Annotated in this window: 25 protein-coding genes, 1 tRNA gene and 1 pseudogene; 16 read left to right on the plus strand and 11 right to left on the minus strand. The window is 61.9% G+C overall.

Annotation, left to right across the window (positions count from 1 at the left end; genetic code table 11):
• The coding region (locus ACFPTO_RS05850; RefSeq protein WP_377709962.1) for an ATP-binding cassette domain-containing protein at positions 1 to 314 on the plus strand (314 nt) is incomplete at its 5' end.
• 118 nt (positions 315 to 432) lie between these two features.
• Here the strand turns inward: ACFPTO_RS05850 and ACFPTO_RS05855 are convergent.
• From ACFPTO_RS05855 to ACFPTO_RS05865, 3 genes are all read right to left on the minus strand, one after another.
• Positions 433 to 900: a GNAT family acetyltransferase gene (locus ACFPTO_RS05855; RefSeq protein ID WP_377710103.1), complete on the minus strand. Its 468-nt coding sequence runs from the start codon at positions 898 to 900 to the stop codon at positions 433 to 435.
• Positions 901 to 919: 19 nt separating this feature from the next.
• A complete protein-coding gene (locus ACFPTO_RS05860; RefSeq protein ID WP_377710104.1) occupies positions 920 to 2104 on the minus strand; it encodes an acetylornithine transaminase in 1185 nt (394 codons plus the stop codon).
• 313 nt (positions 2105 to 2417) lie between these two features.
• The gene (locus ACFPTO_RS05865) at positions 2418 to 3449 is read right to left on the minus strand and encodes a CDP-6-deoxy-delta-3,4-glucoseen reductase (protein ID WP_377710106.1); all 1032 of its coding nucleotides are present in this window, start codon (positions 3447 to 3449) and stop codon (positions 2418 to 2420) included.
• Between the two features lie 75 nt (positions 3450 to 3524).
• Here ACFPTO_RS05865 and ACFPTO_RS05870 point away from each other — a divergent pair, with 75 nt between their 5' ends.
• Positions 3525 to 4658, plus strand: a complete 1134-nt coding sequence (locus ACFPTO_RS05870; protein ID WP_377710107.1) for an NAD-dependent epimerase/dehydratase family protein — start codon at positions 3525 to 3527, stop codon at positions 4656 to 4658.
• A gap of 34 nt (positions 4659 to 4692) precedes the next feature.
• Here the strand turns inward: ACFPTO_RS05870 and ACFPTO_RS05875 are convergent, their stop codons facing one another.
• Together ACFPTO_RS05875 and ACFPTO_RS05880 are read right to left on the minus strand one after the other, a co-directional pair.
• Positions 4693 to 4881, minus strand: a complete 189-nt coding sequence (locus tag ACFPTO_RS05875; RefSeq protein ID WP_377710109.1) for a hypothetical protein — start codon at positions 4879 to 4881, stop codon at positions 4693 to 4695.
• A 220-nt stretch (positions 4882 to 5101) separates the two neighbouring features.
• Entirely contained in the window at positions 5102 to 5806 is a 705-nt protein-coding gene (locus ACFPTO_RS05880; protein ID WP_377710111.1) for a pseudouridine synthase, read from the minus strand.
• 155 nt (positions 5807 to 5961) lie between these two features.
• Here ACFPTO_RS05880 and ACFPTO_RS05885 point away from each other — a divergent pair, with 155 nt between their 5' ends.
• A complete protein-coding gene (locus ACFPTO_RS05885; RefSeq protein ID WP_377710112.1) occupies positions 5962 to 6225 on the plus strand; it encodes a type II toxin-antitoxin system RelE/ParE family toxin in 264 nt (87 codons plus the stop codon).
• Positions 6226 to 6228: 3 nt separating this feature from the next.
• Positions 6229 to 6518 (plus strand): annotated as a pseudogene (locus tag ACFPTO_RS05890) (addiction module antidote protein).
• 88 nt (positions 6519 to 6606) lie between these two features.
• Here ACFPTO_RS05890 and ACFPTO_RS05895 read toward each other — a convergent pair.
• Positions 6607 to 6735, minus strand: coding sequence for a hypothetical protein (locus ACFPTO_RS05895; protein WP_377710114.1), 129 nt, complete (start codon positions 6733 to 6735; stop codon positions 6607 to 6609).
• Between the two features lie 652 nt (positions 6736 to 7387).
• On the opposite strand from ACFPTO_RS05895, the gene ACFPTO_RS05900 reads away from it, so the two are divergent.
• The 9 genes from ACFPTO_RS05900 to ACFPTO_RS05940 all read left to right on the plus strand — a co-directional run bounded on the left by ACFPTO_RS05900 (position 7388) and on the right by ACFPTO_RS05940 (position 13129).
• The gene (locus tag ACFPTO_RS05900) at positions 7388 to 8116 is read left to right on the plus strand and encodes a hypothetical protein (protein WP_377710116.1); all 729 of its coding nucleotides are present in this window, start codon (positions 7388 to 7390) and stop codon (positions 8114 to 8116) included.
• Between the two features lie 150 nt (positions 8117 to 8266).
• On the plus strand, positions 8267 to 8563 hold the full coding sequence (locus ACFPTO_RS05905; RefSeq protein WP_377710117.1) for a helix-turn-helix transcriptional regulator: 297 nt from the start codon (positions 8267 to 8269) through the stop codon (positions 8561 to 8563).
• Entirely contained in the window at positions 8563 to 9090 is a 528-nt protein-coding gene (locus ACFPTO_RS05910; protein WP_377710118.1) for a hypothetical protein, read from the plus strand. Before ACFPTO_RS05905 ends, ACFPTO_RS05910 begins: the two co-directional genes overlap by 1 nt.
• Positions 9087 to 9266, plus strand: coding sequence for a hypothetical protein (locus ACFPTO_RS05915; RefSeq protein WP_377710119.1), 180 nt, complete (start codon positions 9087 to 9089; stop codon positions 9264 to 9266). The genes ACFPTO_RS05910 and ACFPTO_RS05915 overlap by 4 nt, the downstream gene beginning before the upstream one ends.
• Positions 9263 to 10603 carry an AAA family ATPase gene (locus ACFPTO_RS05920; protein WP_377710120.1) on the plus strand — a complete coding sequence of 447 codons (1341 nt, stop codon included), beginning with the start codon at positions 9263 to 9265 and terminating at the stop codon, positions 10601 to 10603. The genes ACFPTO_RS05915 and ACFPTO_RS05920 overlap by 4 nt, the downstream gene beginning before the upstream one ends.
• The gene (locus tag ACFPTO_RS05925) at positions 10600 to 11040 is read left to right on the plus strand and encodes a TubC N-terminal docking domain-related protein (protein ID WP_377710122.1); all 441 of its coding nucleotides are present in this window, start codon (positions 10600 to 10602) and stop codon (positions 11038 to 11040) included. Before ACFPTO_RS05920 ends, ACFPTO_RS05925 begins: the two co-directional genes overlap by 4 nt.
• Positions 11037 to 11471, plus strand: coding sequence for a winged helix-turn-helix domain-containing protein (locus ACFPTO_RS05930; RefSeq protein ID WP_377710123.1), 435 nt, complete (start codon positions 11037 to 11039; stop codon positions 11469 to 11471). Before ACFPTO_RS05925 ends, ACFPTO_RS05930 begins: the two co-directional genes overlap by 4 nt.
• Before the next feature lie 23 nt (positions 11472 to 11494).
• On the plus strand, positions 11495 to 11752 hold the full coding sequence (locus ACFPTO_RS05935) for a hypothetical protein (RefSeq protein ID WP_377710125.1): 258 nt from the start codon (positions 11495 to 11497) through the stop codon (positions 11750 to 11752).
• Positions 11753 to 11869: 117 nt separating this feature from the next.
• Positions 11870 to 13129, plus strand: coding sequence for a phage major capsid protein (locus ACFPTO_RS05940; RefSeq protein WP_377710126.1), 1260 nt, complete (start codon positions 11870 to 11872; stop codon positions 13127 to 13129).
• Positions 13130 to 13530: 401 nt separating this feature from the next.
• Here the strand turns inward: ACFPTO_RS05940 and ACFPTO_RS05945 are convergent, their stop codons facing one another.
• The 4 genes from ACFPTO_RS05945 to hemN form a co-directional block, all read right to left on the minus strand.
• Complete coding sequence (locus ACFPTO_RS05945; RefSeq protein ID WP_377710127.1) at positions 13531 to 14196, minus strand: DUF2971 domain-containing protein; 666 nt, start codon at positions 14194 to 14196, stop codon at positions 13531 to 13533.
• A gap of 480 nt (positions 14197 to 14676) precedes the next feature.
• Positions 14677 to 15891: a tyrosine-type recombinase/integrase gene (locus tag ACFPTO_RS05950; protein WP_377710128.1), complete on the minus strand. Its 1215-nt coding sequence runs from the start codon at positions 15889 to 15891 to the stop codon at positions 14677 to 14679.
• Positions 15892 to 16125: 234 nt separating this feature from the next.
• Positions 16126 to 16210: transfer RNA gene (locus ACFPTO_RS05955), tRNA-Leu, on the minus strand.
• 104 nt (positions 16211 to 16314) lie between these two features.
• Positions 16315 to 17700, minus strand: coding sequence for an oxygen-independent coproporphyrinogen III oxidase (hemN, locus tag ACFPTO_RS05960; protein ID WP_377710130.1), 1386 nt, complete (start codon positions 17698 to 17700; stop codon positions 16315 to 16317).
• A 210-nt stretch (positions 17701 to 17910) separates the two neighbouring features.
• On the opposite strand from hemN, the gene ACFPTO_RS05965 reads away from it, so the two are divergent.
• The 3 genes from ACFPTO_RS05965 (at position 17911) to ACFPTO_RS05975 (ending at position 19785) form a co-directional block, all read left to right on the plus strand.
• Positions 17911 to 18213, plus strand: coding sequence for a YkgJ family cysteine cluster protein (locus tag ACFPTO_RS05965; protein WP_377710131.1), 303 nt, complete (start codon positions 17911 to 17913; stop codon positions 18211 to 18213).
• 55 nt (positions 18214 to 18268) lie between these two features.
• Entirely contained in the window at positions 18269 to 18856 is a 588-nt protein-coding gene (locus ACFPTO_RS05970; protein WP_377710133.1) for a DUF1439 domain-containing protein, read from the plus strand.
• 80 nt (positions 18857 to 18936) lie between these two features.
• Entirely contained in the window at positions 18937 to 19785 is an 849-nt protein-coding gene (locus tag ACFPTO_RS05975; protein ID WP_377710134.1) for an undecaprenyl-diphosphate phosphatase, read from the plus strand.
• Between the two features lie 58 nt (positions 19786 to 19843).
• Here the strand turns inward: ACFPTO_RS05975 and trmB are convergent, their stop codons facing one another.
• Complete coding sequence (trmB, locus tag ACFPTO_RS05980) at positions 19844 to 20659, minus strand: tRNA (guanosine(46)-N7)-methyltransferase TrmB (protein ID WP_377710135.1); 816 nt, start codon at positions 20657 to 20659, stop codon at positions 19844 to 19846.
• Positions 20660 to 20701: the final 42 nt, after the last annotated feature.

Consider the following 20701-nt stretch of genomic DNA (forward strand, 5'->3'; position numbering starts at 1 on the left):
TTGCGGGCACGCTCTCGGGCGGCGAGCAGCAGATGCTGGCGATGGCGCGCGCGATCATCTCGAAGCCGAAGCTGTTGTTGCTCGACGAACCGTCGATGGGCCTCTCGCCGATCATGGTCGAGAAGATCTTCGAAGTCGTGCGCACGATCTCGCAGGAGGGCATCACGGTGCTGCTCGTCGAGCAGAACGCGCGACTCGCGCTGCAGGCGGCGCACCGCGGCTACGTGATGGATTCGGGCCTCGTCACGATGGAAGGCGATGCGAAGCAGATGCTCGACGATCCGAAGGTGCGTGCCGCGTATCTGGGTGAATGAGTGGGCGAATAACGCATCGCTCGACGCAGTAAATGAAAAGCCGCATGGGCCTCGCGCCCATGCGGTTTTTTTCATCGGTGCGCGGTGCGTGCGCTATGCGTCGGTGGGCGTCGGCGCCTCAGGGTTCCAGCCGCTTGCCGAGACTCACGACGGCATCGGTGCGATAGCCGAGCGACGCATAGAACGCGAGCACCTCGGCCTTGTCGTGCAACACCTGCAGGTTGAGCTTCGGGCAGCCGCGCGCGAGCAGCGCGGCTTCGGCGTGCTGCACGAGCCGCGTGCCGATGCCGAGCCGCCGCGCGCCGGGATCGACGGCGAGCGAGTACAGCCAGCCGCGATGGCCGTCGTAACCCGCCATGACCGTGCCGACGATCGTGCCGTTTTCGTCACCTTCGCCGCTATCGTTGCCCTCGCCGCGCGTGGCGACGAAGAACAGTTCCGGCTGCGTGCCGAGCTTGTTCTCGATCGACAGGCGCGGGTTGCGGTGAGGCTGGCTCGTGTCCCGATACTCGGGAAACGCCTGCATCCAGAGGCCGATCACCGCCTCGGTATCGCCGGGTGCGAAGGGGCGAATCGTGACGGTCATCGCGCGCGGCCTCCCTGACTTACAGCGAGTCCAGCACCGAGCGCAGCATCGCCATCATCTGGTCGATCTCTTCGTTCGTCACGTTGAGCGCGGGCATGAAGCGCAGCAGATTCGGGCGCGCGGCGTTGAGCAGCAGTCCGTCCGGTTGCATGACGCGCGCCTTTTCGACGATCTGCGCTCCGATATCCTTGCCGAGCAGCAGCGCGCGCAGCAGCCCTTCGCCGCGCTCGCCTTCAAAGCCGCGCTCCGCCGAAAGTTCGAGCAGTTTCTCGCGCAGATATTGGCCGCGTGCGCGCACGCCTTCGAGGAAACCGGGCGCAACCAGTTGCGAGATCACCGAATAGCCGACGGCCGTCATCAGCGGATTGCCGTTGTAGGTGCCGCCCTGATCGCCGGCTTCGAATACGCAGGCGTCGTTCTTCGCGAGCAGCGCCGCGAGCGGCACGCCGCCGCCGATGCCCTTGCCGAGCGTCATGATGTCCGGCTCGATGTCCGAGAGTTCATGGGCGAACAGCGTGCCCGCGCGGCCGCAGCCGCTTTGCACTTCGTCGACGATCAGCAGGATGCCGTGCTTTTTCGTGAGCGCGCGCAGTTGCTGCATGAATTCGCGCGTTGCGGGGATCACGCCGCCTTCGCCCTGGATCGGTTCGAGCATCACGGCGACGGTCTTGCGCGTGACGAGCTTTTCGACCGATGCGATGTCGTTCAGGTCTGCCTTCGGGAAACCCGGCACCTGCGGCGCGTAGATCGTGTCCCAGCCGGCCTTGCCGCTCGCCGACATCATCGCGATCGTGCGGCCGTGGAAGCTGTGATCGAACGTGATGACTTCGTACGCGCCGTCGCGATACTTCTTGCCCCACTTGCGCGCGAGCTTGATCGCGCCTTCGTTGGCTTCCGCGCCGCTATTGGCGAAGAACACCTTGTCGAAGCAGCTGTGTTCGGTGAGCAGGCCCGCGAGCTGCGCCATCGGCGCGTTGTAGAACGCGGGCGACGGATTGATGAGCAGGCGCGACTGCTTGTCGAGCGCTTCGATCATGCCTTCGTTGCAATGCCCGAGGCTATTGACGGCCCAGCCCTGAATAAAGTCGAGATAGCGCTTGCCTTCGTTGTCGTAGAGCCACGACCCCTTGCCGTGCGTGAAGACGATTTCGGGCCGGTTGGTGATGTACATCAGCGACTCGATCGGGTACTCGGAAAAATTCATGGCAGCGGGCTCCGCGCTCAGGACAGGAAACAGGGTTGGGAAGGCAGCCGCGGCGAAGCGGCGAGAAAAAACGAAAAGCCACGGCTGAGCGTGGCTTTTGCGATTCGAACTACATGCGCGTGAAGGTAAGACGCGCGTCCGCGATCAAGCCAGACCCAGCGAAGGGGGCGAGCGTCGACGTCGCAGAGCGGACTGGATGTGGTTCATGGGCGCAAGAATACGATAAGCGCGACGGCGCTGTAAACCGTCAATTTGCGGGCGGCCGAAGAAATATTCGTGACGGCCGCCGCGCAAATCGGGCTACAGGCGAGCTTCAGACCGGATTGGCGAGGTCCGCGGCGCTCGTGAACGAATCCGCGAAGAATTCGTTTTCCGGCAGGCCGTGGTGCTGCGAGAAGTCGCGCTGCGCCGATTCGACCATGACGGGCGCGCCGCACGCGTAGACCTGATAGCCGGACAGATCCGGCAGATCGTCGATCACTGCGCGGTGCACGAAACCCGTGCGGCCGGTCCATGCGTCGTTGGCCGCGGGCTCGGAGAGCACCGGCACGAAGCGGAAGTTCGGAATGTCCTTCGCCCACTGTTCGGCGAGATCCATCAGGTACAGATCCTTCTTCTCGCGCGCGCCCCAATAGAGCGTCATCGGACGCTCCAGCTTCTGGTGGATCGCGTGCTCGACGATCGCCTTGATCGGTGCGAAGCCGGTGCCGGAGGCGAGCAGCACGATCGGCTTGTCCGAGTCTTCGCGCAGGAAGAACGTGCCGAGCGGCGCTTCGAAGCGCAGGATGTCGCGCACCTTCAACTGCGTGAAAACGTGGTCGGTGAACGCGCCGCCCGGCATGTGGCGGATGTGCAGTTCGAGCGGGCCCTCCTCGTGCGGTGCGCTCGCCATCGAGTAGCTGCGGCGCGTGCCGTCCTTGAGAATGAATTCGAGGTACTGGCCCGCGAGGTACTGCAGACGCTCGTTCGCGGGCAGTTGCAGCTTCAGGACAATGACGTCGTCGGCCTTGTGCTCGATATCGGCGATCCGCGTGGGCAGCTTGCGCACCTGCACGTCGCGGACGCCCGCCACTTCGCGGATATCGATTTCGAGGTCCGACTGCGCGGTTGCGCAGCAGAAGAGGGCCATGCCGCGCGTCTTCTCGTCGTTCGAAAGCGCCGATGCGGCGTGCGCGCCTTGTTCGATTTCGCCGTTGACGACCGAGCCCTTGCACGAGCCGCACGCGCCGTTCTTGCAGCCGTACGGCAGACCGATGCCCTGGCGCAGGGCGGCGTTGAGAACGGGTTCGTCCGGCTCGACCTGGAATTGTCGGCCGCTTTGCTTGAGCGTTACGTTGAAAGCCATATTCGAGTAAAGGGTGAGTCCTGGATTCCTGAGGGCCGCCGCCTGCCTGCGCCGACGGCTTAAAATGGGTCCACCATGATTGCTACACGAACCTTGCGCCGAGCGCGCATCCTGATCGTCGGTTGCGGCGACGTCGGCTTGCGCTGTGCGGCGCTGTTGCATTCCCCGCGCGTGTTCGCGCTCACGAGCCAGCCTGCGCGCGTCGCGCGGTTGCGCGAGGCGGGCACGATACCGGTGCTCGGCGACCTCGACGTGCGTGCGAGTCTTGCGCGCCTCGCGGGGCTTGCGCCCGTGGTGCTGCATCTCGCGCCGCCCGAAACGTCCGGCGAAGACGACATGCGCACGCGCCGGCTGATTGCAGCGCTGAGCGCACGCCGCCGCTCGGTGGCGCGACCGGCCAGTACAGGCCGGCGCCCGCTGCGCGCCGATGCGGCGATGATGCTGCGGCCGGGGCTGCACGGGGCGGCAAGGCCGCACGGCACGGTCCTGAAGGCACGCACGTCCACATCCGCCGCGTTGTTCGTACCCTCCAGCGCATGCGTGACGCGCGTGCCGGGACGCGGCAAGGCGAGGCATATTGTATCTGAGCACCCTGCCAGACGTGTGCCTCTTCACGCTGGCCGGCCACGGCTCGTTTACGCGAGTACGACGGGCGTGTATGGCGATTGCCAGGGCGCGCGAATCGACGAAACGCGCCCGGTGCGGCCTGCCAACGCGCGCGCGAAGCGTCGCGTGGCGGCTGAGCGGCTGCTGCGCCGGGCGACCGCGCGCGGCGCGCTCGTTGCCACGATCGCGCGTATTCCGGGCATTTATGCGGCCAATCGCCTGCCGCTTGCGCGGCTTGCGAAGGGCACGCCCGCGCTCGTCGAAAGCGACGACGTCTACACGAGCCATATCCACGCCGACGATCTCGCCGCGATCATGGTGCGTCTTGCGACGCATGGGCGGGCATCGCGCGTGATTCACGCGTGCGACGACAGCGAGCTGAAGATGGGAGCGTGGTTCGATCGCGTCGCGGACACCTTCGGTGTGGCGCGCGCGCCGCGCGTGAGCCGCGCCGAGGCCGAGCAAAGGCTCGATCCGGTGCTGCTTTCGTTCATGAGGGAATCGCGCCGGCTTGCGAATGACCGGCTCAAGCGTGAGTTGCGAATGCGGCTGCGCTATCGGACTGTCGACGACTTTCTGCGCACGCTGCCACCGCACCCGTGAGAGTGGGCGCGGCGGCATGGCGCAAGCGTGCCGTTCACGTGATTGCCGGCAGCGCCTCGAGCAGGAGGAAGCAGAGCAAGGCGCCGATGAGGGCACCGATCAGGTTCGGCTGATATTGATGCCGCCAATACATCGAAGCGGCCAGAGCGCCAATCAAGACCATCCCGAACGCTACAAACGCCATCAACAGAGCGGGGATTTGGAATGTGCCGTTAATGATCATGCCGCCCCTCCTTGCATCGCTTGTAATCATTGTTTAAATGAGTATAGGGCGGAACGTCAGGAAGGGCATGCTGCAGCGCGGTGTAGATGACCGCCGTCCGTGCGTGATGGTGCCGCACTTCACGGTGCGGCGGCGGGGTGCAGTGCGCAAGGGCTTAGCTGCTTTTCAGCCGCTTCTCGCCCGTTTCTTATCCGCTTCTCAGTCGCTTTTCATCCGCTTCTTAGGTGGTACGCAGTGCGTCGATCTGGGCCGCGTCGAGCCATTGCCAGGTGCCCGGTGCCAGATCCGCAGGCAAGGCAAGGCCGCCGATGCGCTCGCGATGGAGCGCTTCGACACGGTTGCCCGCCGCCGCGACCATGCGCTTGACCTGGTGGTACTTACCTTCGAGCACTGTGAGTTCAAGCTCGCGTTCGCTGCGCGCGTGGGCTGCGACAGCCGCGATGGGCTCGCGTTCGCCGTGCAGGAGGACGCCGCTGCGCAGCGCGTCGAGCTGGGTGTCGTCGAGTGCGTGACGGGTCGTTGCGACGTACACCTTCGGCACCTTGCGTTTGGGTGAAGTGAACGCGTGGACGAACTGGCCATCGTCGGACAGCAGCAGCAGGCCGGTCGTGTCCTGGTCGAGCCGCCCGACGCATTGGACGCCGCGCGTCGCGAACTGCTCCGGCAGCAGATGAAATACGCTCAGATGATGCTGCGGGTCGCGCGAGCATTCATAGCCCGCGGGCTTGTTCAGCACGAGGTACGCGCGCTCGTGAAACGGCCAGACCTCGCCATCGACGCTGAACGTGAGCCCTGTAGTGTCGAATGACGCGAGCGGATCGGTGCAGGGCACGCCCGCGACGGCGACGCGCGCATCGGCGACGAGCGCGCGGCACTGTCGACGCGAGCCGAAACCCTGGGAGAAGAGAATGCTTTCGAGATTCATGAAGACCGGCGGACGACGTCAAACCGGTGCATTCTAACCGGCTCGGCTACTGTGGCGCTGTGCGCGTTGTCTCTCATGCACGGCAAGCGCCAGGTGGCTTTATCTTCAGTTTCGTTATGCTGAATAATTGAGGAGCCGGATTCGTTGCGACGGAGATGAGCGGGTCGCGGGAAAACGGCTGCATTGCCGCGATACCCGCTCAATGCTCGTGGTTGCTCCTCGATGCCACCCGCTGCCAACGCCCTTTGCCGGTCGCCGAGGGTGTTTCGGAACTGCGTGTCGATTACGGCCCCGGTTACCGGGTGTACTACACACAGCATCGCGGCGTCTGGTTCCTTCTGCTGTGCGGTGGAGACACGCGCACGCAGGACAGCGATATCAAGCACGCGCTTCGCCTTGCCCGTGAACTGGAGGATTAAACGATGGCTACCACTACCACCCGATACGACGTTGCCGAACACCTTCGCAACGAAGAGGAAATGCAGCTCTACATTGAAGCAGCCTTCGAGGAGGCGGGTGACGATGCGGCATTCATCGCCAAAGCACTCGGCGACGTAGCCCGTGCGCGTGGTATGGCGCAGGTTGCTCGCGACGCTGGACTCTCGCGTGAAAGCCTCTACAAGGCACTTTCCGGCGAGCGAAGCCCCGATTTTTCGACGTTGCTCAAGTCGTGCGGGCGCTTGGTCTACGGCTTCACCCTGAACTGGCCTGAAACCAGGTCGGCGAAGCGCCCCCGCCCGCCATGGCGGAACGCGGCGGCACTCACGACCACGGCGCCCGAAATGATCGCTCCGCGCATATTACGCAGCCTCTGACGTGTAGTTTGAAGCCGCGGCGCGGTAGTTCGCCGGATCGGCGAGGAAGGCATCGATATCGCTAGCGCGCCAGCCTACGGACCGGTAGCCGGACTGGACGATCTGGAGGTACATGCGCCCGCCGTCAGACATGCGATTGCCGGTGCCGTCCGGGTTGAAGCGGCTGTTCCTGATCTAGGTGTCGCTGAGCGGCATGGCGGTGGTATCGCGAGGCGAAACCTGGTGGTAAGCGGGTCAGTACCATCGAAAATACCACCGGCTGTCCACGGAACAAACTGGAGCACCCAGGAAAGAAAAAACCCGCGAAGCCTTGTGCTGTCGCGGGTTTCTGTACTTCGCCGGAACGTGCCGGAATACTTTCTGGTGCTCGGGCCGGAATGAAATTCCACCGTCAAAACCTTGCCGTGTAAGCCTTATGCGTTCGCGTGGTGGAGAACAACCCCCAAAACAACCCCCAGATCGTGCCCACTGGGCGGTTATCCATAGGCCGCAATGGGATGCGGCGCGGTGATACCCGAAGTTTCGCCACCGTCTACAACCCTGTACAAGCATCCAGTACACTGAGCAGGTCGCGCCTAGGCTGATCCCCGAATTCCCGGTTCCCTTGCCGGGTTGGCGCGGCCTTCTTCACAAGGGCTTTGCGTAAGGGCGCGAGATGGGTGCAGAGGGTCCACGTTCGTTTTCGGAAACCAGGGCGGCACGGCTCGCCCAATTTATTAGCTACCGCGAGGCAATAACCAAACTCGCCGCCGCTACGGGCGAAAGTATGGCGATTATCGCTAGTGAGCTAAAGGCCATTGATCTTGGCAGTCACCGTCATGTAAAGGTGCTCATCCAGCATGGTCCGGAACGTTCAAACGGGGATATCCAGTCATCTGCGCTCGACGATTTGCTATCGGAAACCATAAATAGCGGGTCAATCAGGAGTTCTAGTAGGGCAGGCCAAATTTATCCAGTGGGAGGACCGGACGAATATGGTTGGTTTCGTGAAGAGTTTATCGTGATGCTGAGGCGACTTAATTTTCCCTGCCCTGACACACTACAGAATCCAAGCGACACGCCGCCTGTTGCCCCCGATAGCACACCACCAGAAGCCGACGCGCTAGATGAGATCGCACGGCTGAAGACGGAGATCGCGCGGCTGGAGAATCTGCGTCAGACCGAAATGGCTGAGATGTGCGAGAAATTAGCTGCGGCGAACGATATGCCGGACGTTTCCGGTATTGAGCGAGAGCGCGACGAGGCGTGGCAAGAGGTCGAGCGCCTGAAAGAGCTTGTGCCTCCGCGCGGTGAATTCCTAATCCCCATTGTCGTGAAGGTGCAAAAGCAATTTTGGGTCGACTGGGATGAGAGCAAACCAAGGCCGAAGGCAGTCGAGGAAATCCAGCCGTGGATACGCGAGAATTTTCCGCAAATCGGTGACAGCAATGCACTGATCCAGGCGGTTGAGAAGGTTGCTTGCCCATTCGACAGGAATCCTTCGGCCAAAAAATAACCCTTAGGGTTCCCACGCCTTACCGGACAAGGGATTCAGGCAACCCTAAGGGTTCTAAAAAGCCCTAACCCTGAGCCCTTTGGGTCTTGCCCTGAGGGTGCCTCCATCGCTTTCAATGCAGCTATTGCAACGGAACCCGGAGGTTCTCAAATGTCCGCAAAGAAGCAACTCGCGCCGCAAGGCATCATCCCGCGACGCGCCGACCATGTCGATCTGGCGCGCGCCCCTCACGCCGAACCGCAAGCGCTGCCGCTCGACGGCTTCACGCGCTGGAGCGACCTGAAGCGCATCGTCCCCCTGTCTCATGAGTCCGTTCGCCAGCGCGAGATGGCGGGCCGTTTCCCGAAGCGTGTGCGGCTTGGATCGGCGCGCTGCGTTGGCTGGCCGAATCGCGAACTGCATCGCTGGCTCGCTGCCCCCGCCGACTACCGCGCGGAGACTGCGTAATGCTTTTCGAAAAAATGCGCTTGCATGGTGTAAACCGACGCGCGTATACTTTTCACGTCGCTGGCAAACAACCGGCGATCAGGTTTGGCGACCTGAACTGTTCCGAGGCGCAACAAAGCCGCGCCGTCACTCGACTCGCGGCTTTTGTTTTTGCGTCTGCCTGCGCGCGCCTTCAATGGGCGGGCCTGGGTGGGGAGACTTTCGGGTCTGCCGGTTCCCTCGGACGCCGGTTCGCCAACCCCGCTCAGCGCCCGCTCACCCCGTTTGGCGACGGGGTACGGGTTAATCAACCTGTCCGAGGAGGCCGCATCTTGTTGCGCCATATCCCCGCTCGTCCCGAGCAACCGCCGTCCCCTATCGAACTCGCTAACAGCGCGCTGCGCGCCGCCGCGCTCGCGCCCACCTACATCGACGCCCTCGACGTGCTGGCGGACGCCCTGCTGGTGATGGCAGGAGCTACCACGAAAGCACCCAGCGAATTTCGGCGTTTACATGACGATAAGCACTACGAATCAGGTGGCGCATGAGCAAGGGCCAAGAAATCAAGGCCCGCATGGGCCAGATGATCGAACGTGAGCGCGACCGCAGCCGCATCGCTATGGGCGCCGCTGCGTGGAAGGAGCACGACGAATGGGTAACGCAGAACATCGTCGCCTCGGCCAAGCAATGGCTGACGCAGCTAGCAACGGAGGGGCGTCTGTGAGCGAGCATCTCGAAGAATCTTTCATTAAAAAAATTCTCGCGCAGAACGAGTTAGGCAAGGCGCGCGCGGAGTTCAACGCACAGGCTCCAGCTACCACTTTCCCAAATAAACCGGTGTCCGAGCGCCCAAAGGTGTTGCTCACGCGCGCATCGGACATTGTTCCAGAGGCGATCCGCTGGCTGTGGTGGTATTGGCTACCGGAGGGAAAATTTAGCCTGCTGGCGGGCTCTCCCGGCACTGGAAAAACAACGATTGCCATCGCGATAGCCGCGACAATCTCGACCGGTGGAAAGTGGCCGGACGGAACGCCATGCAGCCGCAAAGCCCACGTGATTATCTGGAGCGGCGAAGACAACCCTGCCGACACGATCGTTCCGCGCCTCATCGCTGCTGGAGCCGACCTTAACTATATCCACATCATCAGCGGTTGCGCGGACGAAAGCGGCGCTATCCAGCCATTTGACCCCGCTCGCGATGTACCTCTGCTGGCCGAACGGATAGCCGAAATCGGGAATGTTGCACTTCTCATCGTCGATCCTATCGTTTCTGCCGTAGCAGGAGACTCCCACAAGGCAAACGACGTTCGCCGCGATCTGCAAGCTCTCGTTGACGTTGCTGGCGCGCACCGCTGCGCCGTACTCGGCATTAGCCACTTCGCTAAGGGCACAAAGGGAAGTTCGCCCGCCGAGCGCGTTATCGGTTCGCAGGCTTTCGTTGCGATCTCCCGTATGACGCTTGTGGCCGCACAGGATGAAACGGAAGAGCGCCGTGTTCTGGCTCGCGCCAAGTGCAATATCGCGCCGGATGATGGCGGTATCAGCTACACGCTAGAACAGGCCGACGCGAACGGGATCGACGCCAGTCGGGTTGTATGGGGTGAACGCATTGAAGGTACGTCTCGCGACATCCTGGGCGATGTTGAACAACGTGACGACGACGAGCGATCCAGCCAAGAAGAGGCTCTGGATTTGCTCAAAAGCCTGCTGGCGGATGGCCCGAAGCGCACGCGCGAAATCAAATCCGACGCTGACGGCGCTGGTTACAACTGGAAGATGATGCAACGCGCTGCGTCGAAACTCGGGGTAGAGAAACGCAAGATCGGCATGAAAGAAGGTTGGGAGTGGGCACTCCCGAAGGAGACACGCCCCGAAGAAGACACGAAGAATCCCAGTCTCTATACCTTGTCCTCTTCGGGAACCCATGTCCCCTTCGGCTCTGGCAAGGGTTTGCGGGCGGTCGATTTTCCAGAATTACCCGAAGGGGACATAAGGGAGAGTCTGACTCCTTCGCAAAACTCGGCCACATCGGACGTCAGCGAACCGGAGGAGGAACTGTGAACGTCCAATCACTTTTTGCCGAAGCCAAAGCCGCTGGTGTGCGCCTGTATCTGGATGGCGACAAGGTCAAGCTAAGCGGCAACGCGGAAGCCATGAAAGCGCTGCGCCCGAAGCTCGCGCCGCACAAGGCCGAAATCCTCGCCTACCTACAAGGCGACGAGCGCGCCGTTGGAGAGTTCTGGCCGTGGGCACCCTACCTCGGCGCTGACGACGTCCAACGCATGCGAACTGAACTGGTCGGAATCATTGAGCGACTGGCGGACATGGAGAGCTGGTCAGTCGAAGACCGCGATGACGTGCTGACGCGTGCCGTGCGCGGACCGCTCGCAGACCTGTTGCCGAACCTGCATCACTTTAATCAACGATTGACGGAAACGATCGCCGCAGCGGCGGCGCACGAAGCCGTCACGAAAAACTCATGGAGATCTGACCGATGAGTGGCAAGTACGGAAAACACGGCGCGGCGGGCACACACGAAACACGGCTCAAGGTGCTGCGAGAAATCGAGCGTGGTGGGGAGATGGACACCGCCACGGTCTCACAGAGGGCGCGCGTGTCGCACCGAGCAGCGGGCGGGCACATTCGGCAGCTTCTCGATTACGGCGTGTTGATCGAGCGATTCGAGGAACGGCAAGGACGCGGGCGGCACAAGCATCGATTCGTCAGACGTTCCGATATGCCACTACCGAAAGAAGTTGAGGTCGCGCTGGATAAAGGCTGGTGGCCGGTGGCTGATTTCGACCTGTACAACGCGTTCCGTTCGATGGTGTCAGTAGATCAGGCGAAGCCGGTCCCGTATGGTGCAGCTCTCTTTTTCGTGGGACTGCAACCGGTTGGTAAGGCGTTCGATACGGCTGCAAACGACTAGAAGCAAACTTGGAGATTTGACCGATGAATACAACCGAAAAGACCATTGCCGAGTATCAGCGCGCCGTGAAGAATCTGCTTCAAACCGCGTTCGATCAATTGCGCGTCGAGAATCCGCAGCACTACGCGGGATGCTCGCTCGTGCTGAATTCTGGCGGCATGGTCGAGTTGCGCAGTTGTGCGATGGCTGGCGGCGTGCTGGAGACGGTTATCTGCGTCGTAGATGCGGCGGGCGAGTCGGCGGAAGTGTGTGGAGTATGGCCTGGTATCATCGCGCACTAAGCACTCCTAGTTTTTTGAAAGCGACCTGATGTATGCGTCAGCGCTACATTAGGACGATGCATAAGGCGGTATTCCTGTGCGATACCGCATTCCTAAATTCACTTTATAAGGCATCACATGCAAGCAACTAACTCGAATCAAGTTCCTCGCGGCATTCAAGCTGTCTACGCTCAAGGTGGCACCCCTGACATCGCGGCGACGATTAGCGGCCTCAATACCGCCTTCGCTACGTTCAAGGAAAAGAACGACGAAAGACTCGACAAGATCAACACGGATCTCGACGCATTCCAAGCGGAGTTTGACAGGTTAGCCATTCGCAATGTCGCTATGTCGATGGGCGGCATTGAGGGGGAGCACGCCAAACAGGAGCAACAGCCGATATTTGCCGCTCGCGGCCTGAGCAATGTGCAGATTGCCGCGCACTACAAACAGCGCGCAATGGCAGCCGGAGAAGACCCCCGTATCAACATGGCAGACTTCCTGCGCGGTGTGGCGGGAATGAAGACGACGGATGTTGTCATGGCTTCGCTGGCGGCGGGGACGGACTCGACTGGCGGATATGCCGTACCGAACATCGTCATGCCCGGCATCCTCACGGCAATGGTCGATCAAAGCGCACTGCTGGCGGCCGGTGCGCGCATCCTGCCGATGGAGTACGGCGCAAAGAGCGTGACCGTCGTTGGCATCGACACACTTCCGACTCCCGCATGGCGCGCCGAGCTGGGCGCAATTGTCGAAAGCGAACCGACGTTCCGTGGCGTGGTAGCGACGCCGCGCTCTCTCGCCTGCATCGTGCGTATCAGTCGCGAACTGCTGGCCGATGCTACCAACGTATCGGGCGCGGTGACGCAGGCAATCTCCCAGGCGTTTGCGCTGGAGTTTGACCGCGCTGGTTTGGTCGGTAGCGGAGTCGAACCGGAGCCGATGGGCCTGTACGGCATGGATGCGGTGAAGAAGATCAAGCAGGCAGGCGCTAAGTTCGCCTACAGCGACATACTGGCCGCGTATCGGGCGCAGCTTGAGAACAAGGCACCCGCGCCGACTGCCGCGATCATGGCGCCGCGCACGCTGGTTGGCCTTGCCGGTCAGGTGGACACGCTTGGACAGCCGCTCAACGCGCCGTCGCTGCTCAAAGGTGTGAGTCAACTCTCGACCAACGGCGTGCCGGTCAACCTCGGCGACGCCAACGCCAGCAGTCTAGTGTTCGTCGGCAACTTCTCGACGGTTCAATATGTGCTGCGCGAGGCGCTGAATATCATGCTGCTGCGAGAGGTCTATGCGAAGACCGGCGAGCTCGCCTTTCTGTGCCATGCACGTGTGGACGTGATCGCGAACTATCCGCAGGCGATCACGGTGATTGAGGGCGTGGCAAGCTAACGCCCTTGAGTTGCCGACATACACCCGCCGTCCGCGTGCTGATACGCGACGGCAGGGGGTATGTAAAGTTCTCGATTTCGCATCCCGAAAGACCGACCGTTCCCGCACGCGCAGAAAAAATCCCGTTTTTGAAAAGTGTTAACTCCGATGTTAACAACGGGCTGGGAAGCCTGTCCGGCAAGGCTTTACGGGATTTTTGAATTCGTTTGATTAACATGCGCTTTAACAGCGTCTAGCGATGCGACCATCGCACTGAAATGCCCGTCCGGTAGGGCTTTTCGACTGGTTTAATTTCCGTTCTTGATTTCATCCTACCGGATCGCTGTTAACAACCTCTCCAGACCACAGATCGAACATCAAAAAGCAGCGCTTAGAGAGCGATCAATGACGGTGGAACTGTGTTACGGCAAGATTGATAACGACGGTGCGTCCCTTTTTCTGACAATCCGGAACGACTGGAACGCGGGCCGAGCGTGAAACAGCTCGACGCTCTTCCGGGGACTGTTGATAAGCTTGGCAAGCTGCTCGACGTTTGCAGAGCATCGGTGGCCAAGGATTACCTCACGTAGCGTGAAGTGAGGCTCAAAATTTAGAAAATACAAGCCGTTTTGCGACTGTCGATCGTTCAGACCAGCAAAAAAACGCCACTCTCGCTCGTATGCCCAGTCCTTAAACTTCGTCGTCAAAATGGTGCGCATCTGGGACTCGTTCAGCAACTCACCTCGACCGATGTGCTCCAGCAAACCGTTCAGACGCCGCGCTTCGTACTTGACTTGGTAGGCTTCTGCATCGGTGACGTCGAACCCTAGGCATACGCCCTTGTGCCGGTCTCCGTAGTGCGCCCACATGACAGGGCTATCCCAGGTCCGGCTGGTGCACAGCATCCCAACAGATTCTGATAGATGACCGTGCAGAATCCGATATAGCTGTCGAGCGCGCCTCTCGCCTACATTCGCCCCCAATAGCTCGAAGGGATCATTGCCTTCTGGAACAGTCGATAGTTTGAATCGCTTTTCTTCCAGAATGCGTTCAGCATACTGAAGCTGTGTCAGGTAATAGAGACGCATGGGCGTTCTGTAATTGTGCTGTCAGGTCCTGTTATTGCGCGAACGGCGCTTCGCGGCTGCTCGCCGCATCGGTCAATCTGTATAAAGCCCGCCGGTAGTCCCGCGCGGGCGTTTTATCATCAGTGGGTCGATACAATCAAACGCCAACGAACACGCCCTTGATTGGCCGTGTGCTGGTGATGGTTCTGCGGCGGCAAAGGATGGTTATATGTTGAAACTGCGTTCTCCCCGCACCCCTCGCATCGATAAATCCCAGAGTATGGTGTCAATTGGCCGGGCTCGTGCACCTGGTCGAACGCAGCATGACTACTGTGGTCGACGTAATTTTGATACTTGAAGTACGCCATCATGGTCTCCATTCGTGTGGAGATTGGATATTGGCGTAAACAATTCATCTGCGGACTGAAGGTGTACTCTAGTTCCCGTTGGTGGATCGTTTGGTGGTAGACAAAACATAACTCATCAAGCGGTGCCTGACGGCTATCCAGCCGCCGTGATCGGAATGACCCGCGCGCCCGCCTTGAGCTGGTCGAGGTAGTCGGCCCACTTCTGCATCATCGTGCGGCGCTCCTTGATGAACTTCGTGCGGTTGTATGCTCCGCCGAGATTGTCGGGAACCGAGTGTGCGAGCTGATGCTCGATGACCTCGGGCTTTTGCTCCAGCTCTTCATGCAGGATTGTCCGCGCCATCGCCCGGAAGCCGTGGCCGGTAATCTCCGTGCGGGTGTCATAGCCGAGACGGCGCAGCGCCGCATTGACCGCCGCTTCGCTCATCGGGCGGTTGCGATCTCGTGCGCCGGGGAACACATAGCGGCACGCGCCGGTGAGCGCATGTAGCTCGCGCAGGATCGCCACGGCCTGCACCGCGAGCGGTACCAGATGCTCTGTCTTCGTCTTGCTGACGTGGTAGCGCCACTCGCCCTTATCCAAATCGAACTCTGCCCATTCGGCCTGCCGCAGTTCACCGGGGCGCACGAACAGCATCGGAGCGAGCTTCAGCGCGCACAGCACTGGAAACGTGCCGGTAAAGCCGTCGAACGCGCGCAGCATCTCGCCAACCTTCGCGGGTTCGGTGATCGAGGCGAAGTGCGTCGTTTGGGCTGGCGGGATCGCGCCGAGTAGGTCACGCGCCGGATCGGCCTTGCACAAGCCCTCCTTGATGCCGTAGCGAAACACGCGGCTGATTTCTCCGCGAAGGCGGTGGGCCGTGAACCGAGCGCCACGGCTGTCCACGCGCTTGAGCACGTCCAGAATTTCCGGCGCTTCGATTTCCGCGATAGGGTGGGTGCCAAGCCACGGGAAGGCGTCATTTTTGAACCGCGCCAGCGTCTTGTCGTACTGCGCGGGTTCGACATAGGGGCTGCGCTCATCCATCCATGCGAGCGCAACGGCCTCAAAGGTGTTGATCGCTGCTAGCCGGGCCGCGCGCTTGTCGGTCTTCTTCGATTCGCTGGGATCGACGCCCGCCGCCAGCTTCTCGCGTGCATCATCGCGCCGCCGCCGCGCGTCGCTCAACGAAACTTCCGGGTACGTGCCGAGCGCAAGGCTTTTCTCCTTGCCGCCGATGCGGTACTTGAACACCCAACGTTTTCCGCCAGCCGGGGTGATGAGCAGCAGCAGCCCTTGGCCGTCGTACAGCTTCTGTTGCTTGTCGGTGGGCTTGGCGTTGCGGATTGCGGTATCGGTGAGAGCCATGGCGCGCGCTCCTATCCGGCGGGAGCCGGTGTGCGTGTCAGCAGAGGGTGGGGGTTGTCTTGGGGGTTGTTGTGTGGGGAAAACCCCCGGTTGCAGCAGGCAACCCCCAGAAAAACCCCCGCGCTGGGGGTGCTGTCACTGGTGAACGGTTGCAGAAGTGTGCAACAAAAAACCCCGCAGAGCTATGTCTAGCGGGGTTTTCTTGTGAAACGTTGTGAACGTTTGAATACTTGCTGGTGCCTCGGGCCGGAATCGAACCGGCACTCCTTTCGGAACCGGATTTTGAGTCCGGCGCGTCTACCAATTTCACCACCGAGGCATCTTTCAGACGCTATCGGCCGCCGTTGGCGGCTGATAGCGCGTGAAGTAGCCGAAGATTATGACGCAATTCGGCTCGTCCGGCAACCGGGCCAGCTACGTCGCTCAAACGGTGCGGGAGAACCGCTCCGAGCGCTGCGTGCCGAGGTACTGGTCGAACACCATCGCAATATTGCGCACGAACATGCGCCCGGCCGGCAACACGTCGATGCGGTTCGTGCTGCACGCCACGAGACCGTCCTCTTCGAATGCGCGCAGGCGCTCCAGTTCGGACGCGAACGCGGTCGCAAAACGGATGCCGTACTGCGCTTCGAACACGTCGAAACGCAGTTCGAGGTTGCACATCAGCTGGGTGATGATGCCGCGGCGCAGACGATCCTCGGCGCTCAGCTTCACACCGCGGACGATCGCGAGGCGTTCGTCGTTGATCGCCGCGCCGTAGCCCGGCAGATCCTTCGCGTTTTGCGCGTAGAGGTCGCCGACCTTGCCGATCGCCGAGGCGCCGAAGCCGATCAGGTCGCAGTCCGCACGCGTGCTGTAGCCCTGGAAATTACGATGCAGCGTGCCCTGCTTCTGCGCAATCGCGAGTTCGTCGGTGGGCAGCGCGAAGTGGTCCATGCCGATGTAGACGTAGCCCGCTTCGGTCAGCTGCTCGATCACGAGCTGCAGCAGCGCGAGCCGCGTGTCCGGCGTGGGGAGCGTGTTGGCGTCCATCTGCCGCTGCATCTTGAAGAGCTGCGGCAAGTGCGCGTAGCCGAAGACCGAAAGACGGTCGGGCGCGAGCAGCAGGATCGTTTCGAGCGTGCGGCGAAAGCTTGCCACCGTCTGATGCGGCAGGCCGTAGATCAGATCGACGCTGATCGACTCGAAGCCGTTTGCACGCGCTGCGTTCATGCAGTCGACAGTCAGTTCGAGCGGCTGGATGCGGTTGACCGCGCGCTGCACGACCGGATCGAAGTCTTGCACGCCGAGGCTCATGCGGTTGAAGCCGAGCCCGCGCAGATGAGCGATCGTTGCCGGCGACGCCTCGCGCGGATCGATCTCGATCGAATATTCGCCTTCGTCGTTCGGGAGCAGCCTGAAATGCTCGCGCGTGGCGGCCATCAGCGTGCTCATTTCTTCAGGCGAAAGGAACGTCGGCGTGCCGCCGCCCCAGTGCAGCTGCGAAACCGGTCGATTCGTGTTGAAGAGCTTCGCCTGGAGTTCCACTTCGTGGATCAGCTGCTTCAGGTACGGCTTCGCGCGCCCGCGGTTCTTCGTAATGACTTTGTTGCAGCCGCAATAAAAACAGACGGTATCGCAGAACGGAATGTGGAAGTAGAGCGAGAGGTCGGTTTCTTCGGCGCCCGGATCGGAGGCGGCGCGGCGGTATTGGGCCAGATCGAAGTCGTCGCGGAACTGGAGGGCCGTGGGGTAAGACGTGTAGCGCGGACCGTTCGTACCGTATTTGGCGATCAGGTCGGGGCGGAAAATCAGGTCGGCGTCGCTCATGCAAGGGCTCTCATAGGTGGCGCGCCGTAAAATTGCTCCCTGCGCCGCACCGGACGGCACATCGGACGACAAACTTTCTGGCGCCGGGTTGATCTAGTTTAAAAGGGCACACGTTGCTCCGATTGTGTAAAAAGGTCGCATTGTGCAGTGGCACAATGCCGTCTGGTCCGTCGCACGGCGGCGGGCCGGTTCAATCGCTTCAGGAAACAGATGGTCAGTTCCGCTTCCCCTTTCAACGTGCCTGGGCATGCGTGCCGCCCTCGCTGCGGCGCGTGCTGTATCGCACCCTCGATTACTGGCCCGATTCCGGGCATGCCTCACGGCAAGCCCGCGGGCGTGCGCTGCGTGCAGCTCGGCGACGATCTGCAATGCGCGATCTTCGGCTCGCCGTTGCGGCCCGCGTGCTGCGACGGACTGCAGCCGCAAGCCGATATGTGCGGCGCGTCGCGTGAGGAGGCGATTATATGGCTCACGTGGCTCGAAACCGAGACGCAGCCATCGCACCAGGCCTGAATCCATTCCACATTATTATGCTGCGGCGTTGCGCCGCCCATCAGGGAGATTTCGCATGACCCACTCCGCAACGCGCGTTTCCCGGCGTGCCTTCCTCCTCGCGGCCTGTGCCACGGCGGGAACGGTCGTGTCGCTGGGCGCGTGTGCGACGGGGATATTTCCGTTCATCCCCGATCACTACACGTTCTCGCAGCAGCAGGTACAGGCTGCGGTCCAGCGCAAGTTCCCGTACCGGCGCGAGGTGCAGCAGCTCTTCGACGTTGCGCTGACGAATCCGGTGGTCACGCTGCTGCCCGAGCGCAATCGCGTCGCGGTGAAGCTCGACGCGCGGCTCGAAAGTCCGCTCATGCAGCAGCCGGTGAGCGGCGTGTTCACGCTGTCGAGCGAACTGGCCTGGGACGGCGAGCGCCGCGCCGTCGTGCTGAAGCAGCCGTCGGTCGACAGCGTCGACATGCAGGGCGCCGCCGCGGCTTATGGTCAGCAGGTCGGCGCAGTGGCAGCGCTCGCGGCGGCGCAGTTGCTCGACCACTATGCCGTCTATACGTTCAAGCCCGAGCAACTGCAGTTCGCCGGAGTCAGCTACGAACCGGGTACAATCTCGGTCCTTACAAATGGCATACGCGTGCAGATCGTCGAGAAATAAACTGACGAAACGCCGCTGCGCGCAGCCGTCGGCGGGCGCGCGCGTGGTCCGTCCGGCGCGAACCTTCGCGAGGAGAACGGATGGACTGGTTGATGATCTGCAAGGCCCTGATTCTGGGCGTCGTCGAAGGGCTGACTGAGTTCTTGCCCGTTTCCAGCACCGGGCACCTGATCGTGGCCGGCAGCGTCCTCAAATTCGAGGGCGACTACGCCAAGAGTTTCGACGTCGTGATCCAGCTGGGCGCGATTCTCGCGGTCTGCTGGGAATTTCGCCGCAAGATCGGCAGCGTGATCGTCGGTCTGCCTGCGCGTTCCGACGCCCGGCGCTTCGCGTTGAACGTGATCGTCGCAACCGTGCCGGCCGTCGTGCTCGGCCTGCTGTTCGAGCGGGGGATCAAGTCGGTGCTGTTCGCGCCTCTGCCGGTAGCGCTCGCGCTCATCGCGGGCGGGATCGTCATTTTCTGGGTGGAACGGCACCAGCGCCGTAGCGGCGCGCCGGTTGCGCAGACAAGCGCGCGCGTGTGCTCGCTCGACGAAATCTCGCCCATCGATGCGCTGAAGGTCGGTTTCGCGCAGTGTTTCGCGCTGATTCCGGGCATGTCGCGCTCGGGCTCGACGATCATCGGTGCGATGTTGTTCGGCTTCGAGCGGCGCGTCGCGACCGAATTTTCGTTCTTTCTCGCGATCCCCGTGATCTTCGGCGCGACCGTCTACGAGCTGCACAAGAACTGGCACGGGCTCCCGGCCGACTGGCTCGGTGTTGTCGGTGTCGGTTTCGTCGCCGCGTTCGTGAGTGCGTTCCTGTGCGTGCGCTGGCTGTTGCGCTTTGTCGCCTCGCACGATTTCACCGCATTCGCCTGGTACCGGATCGCGCTTGGCCTCGTCATTCTGCTGGCCGGTTACGGCGGCTGGCTCGGCTTCGACGCGTAAACGAAAGCGGGGCGCCGTTCACTTCAGGCGCCCCGTTTTTTTATCGTGTGAAGAACGATCAATCCGCTGCGCGGCGGCGGAACACCAGGTCCCATACGCCGTGGCCGAGGCGCAGGCCGCGGCGCTCGAACTTCGTCACCGGGCGATAGTCCGGGCGCGGCGCGTAATCGGCGGCCGTATTCGCGAGCCCGGGCTCGGCGCTTAGCACCTCGAGCATCTGCTCGGCGTAGTTCTGCCAGTCGGTTGCGCAGTGCAGGTAGGCACCCGGTTTCATGCGCGATACGAGGAGTTCCACGAACTTCGGCTGGATCAGACGGCGCTTGTGGTGGCGCGCCTTGTGCCACGGATCGGGGAAGAAGATGTGGACGCCGTCGAGGCTCCCCGGCGCGATCATCTGTTCGAGTACCTCGACCGCGTCGTGCTGGATGATGCGGATGTTCGAGAGGTTCTGCTCGCCAATCAGCTTGAGCAGCGCGCCGACGCCCGGTTCATGGACCTCGACGCCGAGAAAGTCGTCGCCGGTGCGCAGCGCCGCGATTTCCGCCGTGCTCGCACCCATCCCGAAGCCGATTTCCAGTACGCGCGGCGCGCTGCGGCCGAACACGGCGTCCCAGTCGGCCTGCTCAGGCGTATACGGCACCACGAAGCGCGGACCGAGTTCGTCGAGCGCGCGGCGCTGGCCCGGCGACGTGCGGCCCGCGCGCGTCACGAAGCTGCGGATGCGGCGGCGGTGCAGGACGTCGCCGGCAGCATTTTCTTGCGCTTCGTCTTGCGGTTCGTCGTGTGCTTTATCGTGCGCTTCGTCGTGCGCTTCGGCAGACGCGCCGGAGGGCAGGCAGTCGGACGGGACTGCGTCGTTCGGATCGTGAATCATGTTCGAGGATGGGAGGGTGGGGGCAGCGGGTACGGCATCGAA

The organism is Paraburkholderia denitrificans (genome assembly GCF_042655705.1).
Taxonomy (GTDB): Bacteria; Pseudomonadota; Gammaproteobacteria; order Burkholderiales; family Burkholderiaceae; genus Paraburkholderia; species Paraburkholderia denitrificans.

Coding starts and splice junctions, on each gene's coding strand:
- ACFPTO_RS05910 (WP_377710118.1), top strand. CDS start 8,563: ATGCTTTTCGAAAAAATGCGCTTGCATGGTGTAAACCGACGCGCGTAT.
- ACFPTO_RS05865 (WP_377710106.1), bottom strand. CDS start 3,449: ATGGCTTTCAACGTAACGCTCAAGCAAAGCGGCCGACAATTCCAGGTC.
- ACFPTO_RS05905 (WP_377710117.1), top strand. CDS start 8,267: ATGTCCGCAAAGAAGCAACTCGCGCCGCAAGGCATCATCCCGCGACGC.
- ACFPTO_RS05950 (WP_377710128.1), bottom strand. CDS start 15,891: ATGGCTCTCACCGATACCGCAATCCGCAACGCCAAGCCCACCGACAAG.
- ACFPTO_RS05965 (WP_377710131.1), top strand. CDS start 17,911: ATGGTCAGTTCCGCTTCCCCTTTCAACGTGCCTGGGCATGCGTGCCGC.
- ACFPTO_RS05900 (WP_377710116.1), top strand. CDS start 7,388: ATGGCGATTATCGCTAGTGAGCTAAAGGCCATTGATCTTGGCAGTCAC.
- hemN (WP_377710130.1), bottom strand. CDS start 17,700: ATGAGCGACGCCGACCTGATTTTCCGCCCCGACCTGATCGCCAAATAC.
- ACFPTO_RS05970 (WP_377710133.1), top strand. CDS start 18,269: ATGACCCACTCCGCAACGCGCGTTTCCCGGCGTGCCTTCCTCCTCGCG.
- ACFPTO_RS05935 (WP_377710125.1), top strand. CDS start 11,495: ATGAATACAACCGAAAAGACCATTGCCGAGTATCAGCGCGCCGTGAAG.
- ACFPTO_RS05915 (WP_377710119.1), top strand. CDS start 9,087: ATGAGCAAGGGCCAAGAAATCAAGGCCCGCATGGGCCAGATGATCGAA.
- ACFPTO_RS05895 (WP_377710114.1), bottom strand. CDS start 6,735: ATGTACCTCCAGATCGTCCAGTCCGGCTACCGGTCCGTAGGCTGGCGC.
- ACFPTO_RS05880 (WP_377710111.1), bottom strand. CDS start 5,806: ATGAATCTCGAAAGCATTCTCTTCTCCCAGGGTTTCGGCTCGCGTCGA.
- ACFPTO_RS05860 (WP_377710104.1), bottom strand. CDS start 2,104: ATGAATTTTTCCGAGTACCCGATCGAGTCGCTGATGTACATCACCAAC.
- ACFPTO_RS05875 (WP_377710109.1), bottom strand. CDS start 4,881: ATGATCATTAACGGCACATTCCAAATCCCCGCTCTGTTGATGGCGTTT.
- ACFPTO_RS05945 (WP_377710127.1), bottom strand. CDS start 14,196: ATGCGTCTCTATTACCTGACACAGCTTCAGTATGCTGAACGCATTCTG.
- ACFPTO_RS05855 (WP_377710103.1), bottom strand. CDS start 900: ATGACCGTCACGATTCGCCCCTTCGCACCCGGCGATACCGAGGCGGTG.
- trmB (WP_377710135.1), bottom strand. CDS start 20,659: ATGATTCACGATCCGAACGACGCAGTCCCGTCCGACTGCCTGCCCTCC.
- ACFPTO_RS05975 (WP_377710134.1), top strand. CDS start 18,937: ATGGACTGGTTGATGATCTGCAAGGCCCTGATTCTGGGCGTCGTCGAA.
- ACFPTO_RS05870 (WP_377710107.1), top strand. CDS start 3,525: ATGATTGCTACACGAACCTTGCGCCGAGCGCGCATCCTGATCGTCGGT.
- ACFPTO_RS05885 (WP_377710112.1), top strand. CDS start 5,962: ATGAGCGGGTCGCGGGAAAACGGCTGCATTGCCGCGATACCCGCTCAA.
- ACFPTO_RS05940 (WP_377710126.1), top strand. CDS start 11,870: ATGCAAGCAACTAACTCGAATCAAGTTCCTCGCGGCATTCAAGCTGTC.
- ACFPTO_RS05930 (WP_377710123.1), top strand. CDS start 11,037: ATGAGTGGCAAGTACGGAAAACACGGCGCGGCGGGCACACACGAAACA.